14 protein-coding genes are annotated in these 13,525 nt (G+C 42.2%); 10 read left to right on the top strand and 4 right to left on the bottom strand.

Annotation, left to right across the window (positions count from 1 at the left end; all coding sequences use genetic code 11):
* Window positions 1–19: 19 nt before the first annotated feature.
* The gene (locus tag HMPREF1154_RS09935) at window positions 20–379 is read left to right on the top strand and encodes a diacylglycerol kinase (protein ID WP_009642463.1); all 360 of its coding nucleotides are present in this window, start codon (window positions 20–22) and stop codon (window positions 377–379) included.
* A 3-nt stretch (window positions 380–382) separates the two neighbouring features.
* On the opposite strand, the gene purE is transcribed toward HMPREF1154_RS09935, so the two are convergent.
* A complete protein-coding gene (purE, locus tag HMPREF1154_RS09930) occupies window positions 383–874 on the bottom strand; it encodes a 5-(carboxyamino)imidazole ribonucleotide mutase (protein WP_009642449.1) in 492 nt (163 codons plus the stop codon).
* 249 nt (window positions 875–1,123) lie between these two features.
* Here purE and obgE point away from each other — a divergent pair, with 249 nt between their 5' ends.
* From obgE to HMPREF1154_RS09900, 6 genes are all read left to right on the top strand, one after another.
* The gene (gene obgE, locus HMPREF1154_RS09925; RefSeq protein ID WP_009642472.1) at window positions 1,124–2,122 is read left to right on the top strand and encodes a GTPase ObgE; all 999 of its coding nucleotides are present in this window, start codon (window positions 1,124–1,126) and stop codon (window positions 2,120–2,122) included.
* Between the two features lie 153 nt (window positions 2,123–2,275).
* Window positions 2,276–2,743 carry a hypothetical protein gene (locus HMPREF1154_RS09920; protein WP_009642453.1) on the top strand — a complete coding sequence of 156 codons (468 nt, stop codon included), beginning with the start codon at window positions 2,276–2,278 and terminating at the stop codon, window positions 2,741–2,743.
* Between the two features lie 92 nt (window positions 2,744–2,835).
* Window positions 2,836–3,105, top strand: coding sequence for a 30S ribosomal protein S15 (gene rpsO, locus HMPREF1154_RS09915; protein WP_009642492.1), 270 nt, complete (start codon window positions 2,836–2,838; stop codon window positions 3,103–3,105).
* A 131-nt stretch (window positions 3,106–3,236) separates the two neighbouring features.
* Window positions 3,237–5,453 (top strand): polyribonucleotide nucleotidyltransferase, encoded by a 2,217-nt coding sequence (locus HMPREF1154_RS09910; RefSeq protein WP_009642483.1) that lies wholly within the window; start codon window positions 3,237–3,239, stop codon window positions 5,451–5,453.
* A gap of 175 nt (window positions 5,454–5,628) precedes the next feature.
* Window positions 5,629–5,901 carry a hypothetical protein gene (locus HMPREF1154_RS09905; protein ID WP_009642466.1) on the top strand — a complete coding sequence of 91 codons (273 nt, stop codon included), beginning with the start codon at window positions 5,629–5,631 and terminating at the stop codon, window positions 5,899–5,901.
* A 12-nt stretch (window positions 5,902–5,913) separates the two neighbouring features.
* Window positions 5,914–6,363: a PIN domain-containing protein gene (locus tag HMPREF1154_RS09900; RefSeq protein ID WP_009642459.1), complete on the top strand. Its 450-nt coding sequence runs from the start codon at window positions 5,914–5,916 to the stop codon at window positions 6,361–6,363.
* A gap of 101 nt (window positions 6,364–6,464) precedes the next feature.
* On the opposite strand, the gene HMPREF1154_RS09895 is transcribed toward HMPREF1154_RS09900, so the two are convergent.
* Genes HMPREF1154_RS09895 through HMPREF1154_RS09885 form a run of 3 tightly spaced genes read right to left on the bottom strand, consistent with a single transcriptional unit; the run spans window position 6,465 to window position 7,767 of the window.
* Window positions 6,465–6,998 carry a tyrosine-protein phosphatase gene (locus HMPREF1154_RS09895; RefSeq protein WP_009642456.1) on the bottom strand — a complete coding sequence of 178 codons (534 nt, stop codon included), beginning with the start codon at window positions 6,996–6,998 and terminating at the stop codon, window positions 6,465–6,467.
* 30 nt (window positions 6,999–7,028) lie between these two features.
* On the bottom strand, window positions 7,029–7,361 hold the full coding sequence (locus HMPREF1154_RS09890) for a type II toxin-antitoxin system PemK/MazF family toxin (RefSeq protein ID WP_009642462.1): 333 nt from the start codon (window positions 7,359–7,361) through the stop codon (window positions 7,029–7,031).
* On the bottom strand, window positions 7,342–7,767 hold the full coding sequence (locus tag HMPREF1154_RS09885; RefSeq protein ID WP_009642446.1) for a hypothetical protein: 426 nt from the start codon (window positions 7,765–7,767) through the stop codon (window positions 7,342–7,344). The genes HMPREF1154_RS09890 and HMPREF1154_RS09885 overlap by 20 nt, the downstream gene beginning before the upstream one ends.
* 103 nt (window positions 7,768–7,870) lie before the next feature.
* Between HMPREF1154_RS09885 and gltX the strand changes: the two genes are divergently transcribed.
* From gltX to HMPREF1154_RS09870, 3 genes are read left to right on the top strand one after another with little or no spacing between them, the layout of a single operon-like run.
* On the top strand, window positions 7,871–9,397 hold the full coding sequence (gene gltX / locus HMPREF1154_RS09880; RefSeq protein WP_009642455.1) for a glutamate--tRNA ligase: 1,527 nt from the start codon (window positions 7,871–7,873) through the stop codon (window positions 9,395–9,397).
* A gap of 6 nt (window positions 9,398–9,403) precedes the next feature.
* Window positions 9,404–9,970, top strand: coding sequence for an aminoacyl-tRNA hydrolase (pth, locus tag HMPREF1154_RS13390; protein WP_009642484.1), 567 nt, complete (start codon window positions 9,404–9,406; stop codon window positions 9,968–9,970).
* Window positions 9,971–9,977: 7 nt separating this feature from the next.
* Window positions 9,978–13,208, top strand: a complete 3,231-nt coding sequence (locus HMPREF1154_RS09870; protein ID WP_009642447.1) for a UvrD-helicase domain-containing protein — start codon at window positions 9,978–9,980, stop codon at window positions 13,206–13,208.
* Window positions 13,209–13,525 lie beyond the last annotated feature (317 nt).

Genomic DNA, 13,525 nt, shown 5'->3' with positions numbered 1-13,525 from the left:
GTCTCAAAAATAGATAAGAATGAAGAAATTTGTAATTGGCAGGCTCAAGAGTATGGGCTATGCCCTACAAGGGTTTTGGCTGCTCATTCGCACCGAAGACGCCATTATTACCCATAGTATAGGTTGTTTGTTATTTGCAGGATTGGGACTGTATTTTCAGATTACCCCCGACCAATGGATGTTCCAGCTCTTAGCTTTTGGAACGCTCTTGGCTGTAGAAGGGCTTAATACAGGCCTAGAAAAGCTCTGCGACTTTGTCCATCCCGACTTCCATAAAAAAATAGGCGAGATTAAGGACATAGCCGCAGGAGCCGTTACCATGATATTCCTCGCTGTGGCAGCAGTATTAGCGTTTATTTATATACCATACCTGATATAATGATTAATGATTAGTCACTTGTAATTTGTCACTAGTCACTAGTACGGCTGCTTCCAATGATTTTTTGTATTGGGAGATTCCCTCTTGTATCTCTTTGTGAGCAACCCCCAAGATCTGGGCGGCGAGAATCCCTGCATTCTTAGCCCCGTTCAGGGCAACAGTAGCCACAGGTACTCCCGCAGGCATCTGTAGGATAGAAAGCACAGAATCCCAACCATCTATGGAGTTGCGGCTCTTGATAGGTACCCCAATCACAGGCAGCGGACTTACAGCCGCAAGCATACCAGGGAGGTGTGCTGCGCCTCCTGCTCCTGCAATAATCACATCTATCCCCTGCAAATGAGCATTTTTTCCAAAGGAAATCAGCTTCTCAGGGGTGCGATGGGCTGAGACTATATCCACTAACACAGGGATTTGCATCTCTTTTAAGAAGTCTATGGCTTCTTGCATAACGGGAAGGTCGCTCTGACTTCCCATAACTACAGCTACTTTCATTACTATGAAGAATTAAAACAGAAAGCAAAGATACAAAATTAATGATTAATAAGATAATGATTAATGATTAATTAACTCAAGTTTCGTAAGCTCTGTAACTTATTGACTTTCAAAACATCCCCTCACATACCCAGCTGTGGGCACTCGCTGGCTATCCTTTGGAGGTAGGTACAAATAATTGTTTATCAGTCACTTGCAATTAGAATAACAACCTAAAAACAACTTGCGAAACTTAAATCAATTAAATTTATGACAGAAGGAAATTTCACCGATTACGTAAAAGTATATGTCCGTTCAGGTAATGGGGGCAAAGGCTCCACTCACTTACATAGGGAAAAATTCGTAGAGAAGGGCGGCCCTGATGGGGGCGATGGAGGTCGCGGAGGCGACATTATTATCCGTGGTAATAAAAACCTATGGACACTCATCAACTTTAAGTTCCAGCAGCACTTCCGTGCCGAGCATGGGGGCGATGGCGGTGCCAATCGCAGTACAGGGGCGGACGGAAAGAGTGTCTACTTGGAAGTGCCCTTAGGAACTATCGTCAAGGATGCCCTCACCGATGAAGTACTTTTTGAAATTACTCAGGACAAAGAGGAAAAAGTAGCTCTCAAGGGGGGCAAGGGCGGACTGGGGAACTGGCACTTCCGTACAGCAACCAACCAGACCCCTCGCTATGCCCAACCTGGTATACAAGGGGAGGAGAGAGAACTGCTCTTAGAACTGAAAGTCTTGGCCGATGTGGGGCTTGTAGGCTTCCCCAATGCGGGCAAGTCTACCCTGCTTTCTGTGCTTACCTCGGCCAAACCCAAAATAGCTGACTATCCTTTTACGACCCTAAAACCTAACTTAGGTATCGTTCAATATCGTGATTTCCAGTCTTTTGTTATAGCTGATATTCCAGGGATTATAGAGGGTGCCTCCGAGGGGAAAGGCCTAGGCCACTATTTCTTACGCCATATAGAGCGCAATTCAGTGCTCCTCTTCCTCGTTCCTGCCGATAGTCCTAATATAGTGGAGGAATACCACGTCCTTCTGCGAGAGTTGGAACGCTATAACCCTGAGCTATTGGATAAGCAACGAATCCTAGCCATTTCCAAGACAGACCTCCTAGATGAAGAACTCAAAGAGATGATCGACACCGAGCTTAAAACAGCCAATTTACACCTGCCTTATTGCTTTATTTCCTCCGTCGCAGAACAAGGAATTTCCGCTCTCAAAGATAGATTATGGCAAGCACTCCAATAATTAATATAAATTATATTATAAAATAATCGTTTATTCTATATAAATACTTAAATATAAAAATAAAAATAACATTTAATTAACGTGTTAAAATATAGCCAACTTATTTTTTTCCTTTAATTTTGCACCACTTAAATCTTAAATATAATAGGCTAAATGAAACGAGCCATAGTTGACTACAAAAAACTAACTAAAGACATCTTAGCCCTGCTGGTAGAGAAGTATCCAGAGGGCTATCAGGATCGAGATGTTATCCGATTCAAGAATGCTAAAAACGAGACAGTAGAAGCCCTTGAGGTGCGTACTGAAGACACTATTTACTTGGTGAAGGTAAGTACCCGTTTGGCCTCTACCATGGAACGTTATGACGAAGATGATGATGACTATTACTATGGAGAGGGTATACAGGCAGACACCTTGGAAATGACCAAAGAGGACGAACTCGCCCTTAAGCGCAAAAAGGATATTTCCAAGACTTCTTCTCGCGTAGAAGAAGATGACGACGATGATTATGAGGATGACGAGGATGATGATTATGATGATGACGATGAGGACGAGGATGATAACGAGGATGAAGATGATGAAGACGAAGACGAGGATGATGACGATGAGGACGAAGATTAAATATTTTTTTAAAAAAAGTTGTGTGTGAAAAATATTTATAGTATCTTTGCCCCCGATTTTAAAATACATAATAATCATTAAATAATATTGGAATGTATCTAACAAAAGAAACCAAAGCAGAAATTTTTAAACAACACGGTGGCAGCGAGAAAAATACTGGCTCAGCTGAGGGACAAATAGCCCTTTTCACCTTTCGTATCAATCACTTAACAGAGCACTTGCGTGCTAATCGAAAAGATTACAATACAGAGCGCTCTCTTGTAAGACTCGTAGGTAAGCGCAGAAGCCTACTGGACTATCTCAAAGAAAAAGATATTGAGAGATACCGTGCTATTATTAAGGAATTAGGCATCCGAAAATAATTTTGTTATCAAACAAAAGGGGCTTTATGCCCCTTTTCTTCTATATAAAAGGCCATAAGATAGTAGTTTTTCATTGGAAATAAACACAAAACACACAACACTATTTGTTTCATTTTTAATAAAAAACTTTTATGATTCCAGAAGTAAAAAAAGAAATTATTGCTCTTGGTGATGGACGTACTATTTCCATAGAAACGGGCAAACTCGCCAAGCAGGCAGATGGTGCTGTGGTGGTACAAATGGGCAACGCTATGCTCCTGGCTACCGTCGTGGCCAACAAAGAAGCAGGCGAAGGCGTGGATTTCCTTCCTCTAACAGTGGATTACCGTGAAAAATTTGCCGCTGCTGGACGCTTCCCCGGTGGCTTCTTCAAGCGTGAAGCACGCCCAAGTGATCAGGAAATCCTCACTATGCGTTTGGTAGATAGGGTATTGCGTCCGCTCTTCCCTAAGGAATATTATTGTGAGGTACAGGTGATGATTCAGCTGATGTCTCATGATGAGAATGTAATGCCCGATGCCTTGGCTGGATTGGCTGCTTCGGCTTGTTTGGCAGTATCGGATATTCCTTTTGATGGGCCTATTTCTGAGGTGCGTGTAGGACGTATCAACGGAGCGTTCATCATCAACCCTAGTGCACAGCAATTGGCAGAGTCCGATATGGATATCATGGTAGGAGCTTCTAAGGAGTTTGTGGCTATGGTAGAAGGGGAGATGGACGAAGTCTCTGAAAAGGATATGGCCGACGCTATCCACTTTGCCCATGAAGCGATCAAGGTACAGATAGAAGCCCAAGAACGTCTCCGCGCTCAGGTAGGCAAAACCATACGCGCCTACGAAGTGCCTCAAGAAAACGAAGAAGTCGCTAAGAAAATATATGACTTCTGCTATGACAAATGCTATGAAATAGCTAAGGAAAATACGACCAAACATGAGCGTAGTGATAAGTTTGACGCTGTAAAAGAGGCCTGCAAAGCGCTCTTTACCGAAGAGGAATTAGAGGAATATGAGCCTTTGGTAAGCAAGTACTTCTCAAAAGCTCAAAAAGAAGCAGTACGCAACTTGATTCTCAACGAAGACCTCCGTTTGGATGGTAGAAATACCAAACAAATACGCCCTATATGGTGCGAAGTAGGCTATTTGCCTTCTCCTCATGGGTCGGCTATCTTCACCCGTGGAGAAACACAATCTCTCACTACCGTTACCTTGGGTACTTCTCGTGAGGCCAATGTGATAGATATTCCTTCCGAGCAAGGAGAAGAACGCTTCTACCTACATTATAACTTCCCTCCTTTCTCCACTGGCGAAGCACGTCCGCTTAGAGGGACTTCTCGCCGTGAGGTAGGACATGGAAACCTCGCTCAGCGTGCCCTCAAGCGCATGATTCCAGAGGATTGCCCTTATACAGTACGTGTGGTGTCTGAGATATTGGAGTCCAACGGTTCCTCATCTATGGCCACTGTATGTGCAGGTACCTTAGCCCTTATGGATGCAGGTATCCAGATGAAAAAGCCTGTTTCAGGAATTGCCATGGGACTCATCACCGACGGAGATAAGTATGCCGTACTCTCCGACATCTTGGGCGACGAAGACCACTTGGGTGATATGGACTTTAAGGTAACAGGTACTAAGGACGGTATTACTGCTTGCCAAATGGATATCAAGATCAAAGGACTTACCTATGAAATCCTTGAAAAAGCCTTGGAGCAAGCCCGCGAAGGTCGTATGCATATCCTTGGAAAAATAACTGAGACTATAGCCGTACCAAACCCAACCGTGAAGCCGCATGCGCCTAAGATTGTACGTCTTGAAATGCCTAAGGAATACATCGGTGCTTTCATTGGTACAGGTGGTAAGAATATCCAAGACCTACAAGCCCGAACCAAGACTACCATTGTGGTAGAAGAAGTAGGCGAATTAGGTATTGTAGAAATCCTCGGTACCGATGCCGATGGTATCCAAGAAGCGGTAGATGCCGTATATCATGTATCTTTTGAACCTGTAGAGGGCGAGATATACAAGGTACGTGTAGCCCGCTTGGTGGATTTCGGTGCTTTTGTAGAGTTTGTCCCAGGCAAGGACTCTCTCCTACACGTTTCAGAAATCGCATGGGAACGCGTAGAGAACCCTGCCGATGTACTCAAGGAAGGGGATATAATAGAGGTAAAATACCTCGGTATAGACCCTAAGACCAAGAAGACCCGTGTCTCTCGCAAGGCACTCCTTCCACGTCCTGAAAACCTTGAAAAACGTGAAAGACCTCATGACAAGGAAAAATCTCGCGATAAAGAAAAATCTTCCGACAAGGAAAGAAAGGACAAACCCCACTTCAAAAAAGACAAAAAATAGCCTTTTAAGTGAATAATTAATAGTGAAAAGTGAAGAATTACCCCGCGTGATTCTTCACTTTTTCATTATTCTAACTACTAACCACTAATAACTAACTACTAATCTAGTATAATTTTTGCACTTACTAATAAAAAATAATTTGTACCTTTGTACTCAAAACTCAAAACTAACACTTATGCCATATATAATTACCGTACTCAATGACAGCCCTCAGGCCTTAGCCTATGTAAAGGAGGCTGAAACCCTTGATTTTGTAAAGGTTACAAAAACCAAGGAAACAAAGAAAAAGACAGCTACCAAAGCAAAGGTAACACCTGCCCCTGCGGAGCCTATTTTTGAGGAAGAAACTCAAGAGCAATACGAAATGATAATGGCACTTTCTAAAGAAACGAATAGAGCCATTGCTCATAAAATAAACAAAATAAAAAACTTAAATCTTCCTCTTTAAGAGCTAATAAAAATGATCGTCATAGCAGATAGTAATATTTTCTATAGTGCGCTAATAGCTCCTAATGGCGAAATAGCAACCATTTTAAAAGATAGAAATATGCAGTTCATAGCTCCCGATTTCATAATAGAGGAGGTAAAGGAACATTTGGATGTTATAAAAGCAGGTCGGAGAAAAGATAAAGCAGAAAAGAAAATATTAGCCGAGCTAAAACAGCTGTTAGAAAAAATCACAATAATTCCTTTAGATGAAATTACTAAAAAGAATCTACAAGATGCCTTTGAAATTGTAAAAGATGTAGATAAAGATGATTATGCCTTTGTTGCTGTACATTTGCAATTTAAGCACAAAATTTGGTCAAGAGATGAAGCACTTATAAAGGGTCTCACGGAAAAAGGTTACGGACATTTCTTTATTTCTACCGATGAAGTAAGAAAACACCTTTACAAAAAGAGATGTTAAAAATCAGTCTTGTTAGAAATTATCTTAGCCAGCGTTAGGGTAGAGACGCAATTTATTGCGTCTTAAAGGATTAGAGTTTTTCACTTTTCATTCTTCACTTTTCACTTTAAAAGTTCCCTTACTTCCCTTACTGTTTCTTCAGTAAATAGGGCTTCCAAGTTTTTCCAAATACTATGATAGCCATAGGGGCCTTGGAGCATTTCCTTTTTAGCTGCGGCGATACTCCAGCCGTGGTAGATAATACGGTACATAGCAACCATAATCCCCGTGCGATCAGCACCATGGTAGCAATGGATAAGTACCGCCCCTTGTTGTTGTGCCTTACGAATACGTTGGAGCACTTGGGCGATATCCTTGGGGGTGATACGCCAAGTAAGTAATGGGTGGTTAATAAGGGTAATCCCATCGGTGGGGAGGAATACCTTTCTGTCCTTGGAACGAGTGAAATATCGCAGGTTGATAATGGTCTTGATAGGTGTACGCTTAATGACTTCCTTGTCAGCCTTAACCAACTGTTCGCTGCGATACAGCAAACTATCCACTTGATATAGATTTGCCTGAGAATGCACGACAGTAGCAGGGGTCTGCCCCCATAAGGGTAATAAAGGTAAAAAAAGTAATAGGAATGTTCTCAAAGGTTAGTTTTTATAGAATGTAATTCTGTTTCAGAAGATTGCTTCCTTGATTTTTTCTTGTATTTCTAACAAATAAGTGCGTTTGATTGTACCTACTTTTCGTATGATATCTCTATTAGTACTTAGTTCTAATATATGACACTTTACATAACTCTGTTTGTCAAAGGAATAGGAAACCATTTCAGGAGTTAATGTGTAAGCATATTCTGGATTCTGTTTTTTAGAAGAAATAAGCACTACATACAAATAGCCTTCTAATTCTTGAAGCTCATCATTAGAAACAATAATAGCAAAATGAGGCTTAAATCCTACATCAGGGAAATGAAAATTAATCTCAATGATATCACCTTGTCTGTATTTCATCATCTAAATTTTTAATTAGAATAGGAGTAATCATTCGTTTGGAATTGCTCAATAGGAGTTCTCTTTCCTCAAAATAGTCTGTCAGTAAGTCCTTGTAGGTTAAGGCATTGTCTATAAACAACAAGGCTTCTCTCTGTATCTCTTGAGAGACTTCTTCCTCTAAGGTAATCTTCTGTAATACCTTTAGCAAAGGTTCTAACTTACTCAAAAGGTGATAATTGATCTCTTTTTCAGTAAAAGGAAGTTTCCAAAAATGAGCAATACTTTGGCTGAGATTATCGTTGGCAAGGCGAAGTACAGAGAGGGCATACTCCTCATATTCAGTGTCCTTATACTCGTATATAGAGAAAGAGTTAATCACACCAAAAGAGGGGTACAAACTGTTTTGTAGGGCTGTAGCTGTCATAGTATCTATTTTCCTGCAAAAGTACGAATTAATTTGCTAATTGACAAATTAGCAAAATTGCTAATTAATTCGTATTTTTGCACGCAGATAAACAAACATCATTATGACTAAGAACGTACGGGTGCGCTTTGCACCCAGTCCTACAGGACCGTTACATATAGGAGGGCTACGTACTGCCCTCTTTAACTATTTATTTGCTAAAAAACATGGTGGGGATTTCCTCTTGCGCATTGAGGATACTGACCAAGTGCGTTATGTAGAGGGGGCGGAAGCCTATATCATGGAAGCCCTTCAGTGGTGCGGCATCACCTATGACGAAGGCGTGGGCAAGGAGGGTGGCCCTCATGCCCCTTATCGCCAGAGCGAACGCAAGGCAATATATGCCGAGTATGCCCAGCTGCTTTTGGACAAGGGTGAGGCGTACTATGCCTTTGATACAGCGGAAGAATTGGATGCGCAGCGCAAAGACTATGAAGCACGCGGGGAGACCTTTATCTACAATTGGCATAACCGCGAAAAGCTCAATAACTCCTTTTCTCTTTCCCCCGAAGAAGTGAAAAAACGTATAGCAGAAGGCATGCCTTATGTAGTACGCTTTAAGATGCCACAGGAAACCCTTACCCTGCATGACCTGATTCGTGGAGAGGTAGTGGTGGATACCAAGCTCTTGGACGACAAGGTGCTCTTCAAGTCCGATGGTATGCCTACTTATCACTTGGCCAATATCGTAGATGATCACCTTATGGAGATTACCCATGTGATCCGTGGGGAGGAGTGGCTACCTTCCATGGCGCTGCATGTGCTTATGTATAGGGCTTTTGGCTGGCAGGCTCCTCAGTTTGCCCATTTGCCATTGATCCTTAAGCCTGCGGGTATGGGCAATGGCAAGCTCAGCAAGCGTGACGGTGACAAGATGGGCTTCCCTGTATTCCCTTTGGAATGGGTGGATCCTATAACCAAAAATATCTCTAAGGGCTACCGAGAAGGCGGCTACTTGCCTGAAGCCTTGGTGAACTTCCTCGCGCTATTGGGCTGGAACCCAGGGGTAGAGCAAGAACTCTTCTCAGTAGAGGAGCTGATTGCGCTCTTTGACTTAGAAAAGGTCAATAAGGCGGGTGCTCACTTTGATATAGAAAAAATCAAGTGGTTCAATCACCAATATTTGCAAAAAATACCTGTAGCTACCCTTGTGGAGGATTTCGCTCCTATAGTGGCTGAAAAAGGTGTTAAAATATCCAAGGACAAACTCACTGAGATAGTTTCTCTTATCCGCGAACGAGCCACATTCCTAACTGACCTTTGGGACTTGGCACATTTCTTCTTTGAAGCGCCTACTCAGTACGACGCCAAAGCGCTTAAAAAACAGTGGAAAGACAACTCAGCCGAGATAGTAACTCAGCTAATCACTGTAATAGAAAACCTAACCGACCTTACTGCTCATCATATAGAGGCACAGATCAAGGATTTCATTGGCCAACAGAACTTAGGTCTTGGCCAAGTGATGCCACTCATTCGCCTTGCCTTGGTAGGGGAGATGAAGGGGCCTGATGTGTTTTCTATCATCGCTATCTTAGGGCGTGAAGAGACCGCACGTCGCTTGTTACATTTGGCACAATACCCTAAAGCATAGTATGTTATGAAAAAATACCTTATCGTAGGTCTGGGAAATATAGGAGAGGAATACCGCTATACCCGCCATAACATTGGTTTTTTAGCGGTAGAGCATTTGGCCGAGCAAAAGCAGGTAGAATTTACCACGGTACGCTTGGGTGATATGGCTACTTTCTCTCACAAAGGGCGTACCTTTATCCTCTTGAAGCCTTCTACCTTTATGAATCTAAGTGGAAAGGCAATTAAGTATTGGTTGGATAAGGAAAAAGTGCCTATAGAAAACCTCTTGGTGATTGCCGATGACCTGAATTTGCCTTTTGGGAGTATCCGAATCAAGAAAAAAGGTTCCGATGGGGGACATAATGGCTTTAAAAATATCCAAGAGGAACTCCAAACGACCTCTTACGCTCGCTTGCGCTTTGGTATCAGTGCCAACTATGCCAAGGGTGCCCAAATAGACTATGTCTTAGGCCGCTGGAGCGAGGAAGAAGTGGCCTTGCTCCCTGAGCGATTGGAGAAAATAAGTGAGGCGATCCTCTCTTTTGGTTTAGCGGGCGCCGATACTACCATGAATTTGTATAACAATAAGTAAAAAGTCTATGGCCAATGTTCAAATCTATAATGCGTCGGCAGGTAGTGGGAAGACCTTTACTTTGGTAAAGTCTTTTCTACAGCTTATTTTGGCGACCAAGAACGTGGAGGCTTACAAAACGCTCTTGGCAATTACCTTTACCAACAAGGCGGTCAACGAGATGAAGGAGCGGGTCATAGGCCAGTTGCTCCTTTTCGCCACGCCCGATAGTCAGGTGAAACAAGGCGAGAAAAAGGCGTCCGATGATGCGATGTTTCTCCAGTTGGCCGAGCAGTTACACCTTACACACAAGGAGTTACAAGAGCGCTCGCAGAAAGTGCTTAAGCATATATTGCATAACTATGCAGGCTTTACCATAACAACTATTGATGGGTTCAACCAGCGACTGATACGCTCCTTTGCCTTTGATCTAAAGCTCAATCCTAACTTTGAGGTGTTTTTGGAGACCGATGACCTGCTGCGTTTGGCCATAGAGAACTTGTTCAAGAAAACCAATGAAGACCAGCTACTAACCAAGCTCCTCTTGGAGTTTTCCCGCGATAAGATAGAAGAGGACAAGGATTGGGATATTGAGGCTGAACTCTTTGAAATTTCTAAACTACTGACCAATGAGAATCATTATGCCTATATACGAGAGTTAGAAGGAAAGCAACTAACAGATTTTCAACTTCTTAAAGACGACCTAAAGCAACAACGTAAGGACTTATATACAGCTGTGGGAGCCGCCGTAAAGGATTTCTTTACCTTTACCCAAAAGGAGGCACTCACCTCTGCTCACTTCACGCGGGGTTCTTTGTACAATTTCTTTGAGAAAATCAGAAATACAGGAATGGCTGCCGTAGATAAAGCAGCTTTTACTCGCAATTGGTTTGTAGATGTGGACAATAAACCGCTGTACCCCAAGACACTCCTTAAGAGTGAGCCTGCCATGGCACAATTATTGGACGAGAAACAGGCGTGGATAGCCGATTTGCTTCATTCTATAGAGAAAAGCTATTGGTGGGAACAGTTTTACAGACATTTGATAAAGAATGTTACCCTCTTGGCGGTGCTAAAGAGCTTGCAAGAGGAGATTGTGGCTATTAAGGAAGAGGAGAATATATTGCCAATTTCTGAGTTTAATAGCATTATTCACCAAACGATTATGGAGGAACCTTCGCCCTTTATCTACGAGAAAATAGGCACTCGCTACCAGCATTATTTTATTGACGAATTTCAGGATACTTCCACTTTGCAATGGGAGAATATGTTGCCCTTAATCGCTGATGCGGTACATAGTGAGAACCTCAGCAAGCAACAAGGGTCTTTGCTTATAGTGGGTGATGCCAAGCAATCCATTTACCGCTGGCGGGGAGGTAGGGCAGAACAGTTTATGGAGTTGTATAACAAGGAAAAAATTCCCTTCCACATAGAACAACAAGTAGAGAACCTCGCTTATAACTTCCGTAGCCGTAGGGGGGTGATTGACTTCAATAATGATTTCTTTCTCTTTGTAGCTGGACACCCTTTGCTATTTAACAATAGTGGAAAGTATAGGTACGATGAACTATATCGCAATGCTAAGCAAAATATTCCCGATAAAGAAAAGGAAAAAGGCTTTGTAAGTATAGAATTTGTACAAGCAAAAGATAATGAAGTTCAGCAAATCTCCGATGAGGAAGCTATAGATGATGAAAATGTACTAAAAGACGAAGATATTTATATAGAAACTATCGAAGGGTATATAGAAGAGGCTAAAAATAACGGTTATTTGGACAAAGATATTTGTATACTCTCTCGCAGGAACGCAGACTGTATTGAAATAGCTGAAAAATTGTCTGAAAAGGGGTATAATGTGATTTCCTCAGAGGCCTTATTGCTTAAAAATATACCTGAAATACAATTTCTCATACATCTAATCTCCATTTCGCTCTATCAAAATAATGAAAAGGAGAAGATAGAATTACTCTTTTCTTATACCAAGGTCAAGCATATTACCGAGATACATGATTTTATGAGCCAATATGCCCATAAGCCTGTGGATACATTCTTCGCAGCTATGGGATTCTCTTTATCGCACTTCCATTTGTATTCTTTTTATGAAGGCATAGGCTATGCGATAAAGGTATTTGGTTTAGCCAAGCCTTCCGATGCGTATTTAGCACAATTCCTCAATGTCATATACGAATATAAGAGCGTACGCGGAGGCAACATTACTGATTTCCTTACTTACTGGGAAGAAAAGAAGGATAAGTTGGCCATAAGTGCTCCCGAAGGGGTCAATGCGATTTCTATCATGACCATTCATAAGAGTAAAGGCTTAGAATTTCCTGTGGTCATCTATACAAAAGTCAATGACAAGTTGCGTTCGGCTAAAGACACATTGTGGATACGTGTCCCTAAAGAACAATATCATGGCTTCGAACATCTGTTGATAGATGATTATAGTGGTCTGGAAAAGATAGACGCCGATATTGTACTCCAGCAGAGCCAAATGGAGCTTTTGGATACCATCAATACCATGTATGTGGCCATGACACGCCCCAAAGACTTGCTTTATATACTCTGCGATCCTCCCAAAGGAGAGAAAGAGGATAAAATCAGTACCTTGTCCGAGATTGTAAAGATTTATTTGGAGGAAAAAAGGCTATGGAATGAAGGGCAATCGCGTTATACTTTTGGAAACTTAGCTCCTATCAAGGAACAACCTCTTAAAGCGGCGGATTATATCCCATTCAAACAAAGAGCGGTATTGGCACCTTCTTATACCATTGTAACCCGTGCAGGGTCTATGTGGAATACCCATAGGGAGGATGCTATAGCACGAGGGACACTCCTACATGAGCTATTGGGGCAGCTTACCACACAGGCCGATATACCCCAAGTGTTACAACAGTTCTTTACAGAGGGGCGTATCACTGAGCAGCAACGCCCAATCCTTGAGCAGCAACTACAGCAGCTTACCTCACACCCTTTGCTAAAAGATTATTATACAGGGGGATATGTGGTTTATAACGAACGTGAATGGTTAGATGTCTCAGGAGAGTACCTCCGCCCTGACCGTGTAGTCTATGACTCTAAAGGGGGGACGGCTGTAATTATTGATTACAAGACAGGGGACGATCACCCTCAGTACGAAACCCAACTCAAGCGCTATGCCCAAACCCTTGAGCAAACAGGCTGGAAGGTAACACAATCATTCTTAGTGTTTATCAATCAGCAGATTACGGTGAAGAAATTATTACATAAAAATCCGTAAAATCCGTGGGAGCTTTTTTTATAGTCAATCAGAAATGGTTCACGAAAAATTAGCATGGGCAGGTGTAGGGGCTAATGGTAATTAGCCCTTGAAACCCCTCCGCTGGCGCGAGCTTTTAGCTCGTGCCTACAATAAAAGAGAGCTTTTAGCTCTTATAGTCAAACAGAAATGGTTTACGAAAAATTAGCATGAGCAGGTGTAGGGGCTAATGGCAATTAGCCCTTGAAAGAGAACTCCGCTGGTGTGAGCTTTTAGCTCGTGCCCACAATAAAAGAGAACTTTTAATGCGAATCAATAGTTAAAAATATCTGTATAAT

The sequence above is a fragment of the Capnocytophaga sp. CM59 genome, from assembly GCF_000293175.1.
In the GTDB taxonomy this organism is placed as follows: domain Bacteria; phylum Bacteroidota; class Bacteroidia; order Flavobacteriales; family Flavobacteriaceae; genus Capnocytophaga; species Capnocytophaga granulosa.
Note: the sequence above shows the minus strand (reverse complement) of the source record. Positions and strands in the feature narration are given on the sequence as shown.

Excerpts from the sequence above, each read along its gene's own strand:
- HMPREF1154_RS09905 (WP_009642466.1), top strand. The coding sequence starts at position 5,629 with ATGCCATATATAATTACCGTACTCAATGACAGCCCTCAGGCCTTAGCC.
- pth (WP_009642484.1), top strand. The coding sequence starts at position 9,404 with ATGAAAAAATACCTTATCGTAGGTCTGGGAAATATAGGAGAGGAATAC.
- HMPREF1154_RS09935 (WP_009642463.1), top strand. The coding sequence starts at position 20 with ATGAAGAAATTTGTAATTGGCAGGCTCAAGAGTATGGGCTATGCCCTA.
- HMPREF1154_RS09920 (WP_009642453.1), top strand. The coding sequence starts at position 2,276 with ATGAAACGAGCCATAGTTGACTACAAAAAACTAACTAAAGACATCTTA.
- gltX (WP_009642455.1), top strand. The coding sequence starts at position 7,871 with ATGACTAAGAACGTACGGGTGCGCTTTGCACCCAGTCCTACAGGACCG.
- HMPREF1154_RS09885 (WP_009642446.1), bottom strand. The coding sequence starts at position 7,767 with ATGACAGCTACAGCCCTACAAAACAGTTTGTACCCCTCTTTTGGTGTG.
- HMPREF1154_RS09870 (WP_009642447.1), top strand. The coding sequence starts at position 9,978 with ATGGCCAATGTTCAAATCTATAATGCGTCGGCAGGTAGTGGGAAGACC.
- obgE (WP_009642472.1), top strand. The coding sequence starts at position 1,124 with ATGACAGAAGGAAATTTCACCGATTACGTAAAAGTATATGTCCGTTCA.
- HMPREF1154_RS09910 (WP_009642483.1), top strand. The coding sequence starts at position 3,237 with ATGATTCCAGAAGTAAAAAAAGAAATTATTGCTCTTGGTGATGGACGT.
- HMPREF1154_RS09900 (WP_009642459.1), top strand. The coding sequence starts at position 5,914 with ATGATCGTCATAGCAGATAGTAATATTTTCTATAGTGCGCTAATAGCT.
- purE (WP_009642449.1), bottom strand. The coding sequence starts at position 874 with ATGAAAGTAGCTGTAGTTATGGGAAGTCAGAGCGACCTTCCCGTTATG.
- HMPREF1154_RS09890 (WP_009642462.1), bottom strand. The coding sequence starts at position 7,361 with ATGAAATACAGACAAGGTGATATCATTGAGATTAATTTTCATTTCCCT.
- rpsO (WP_009642492.1), top strand. The coding sequence starts at position 2,836 with ATGTATCTAACAAAAGAAACCAAAGCAGAAATTTTTAAACAACACGGT.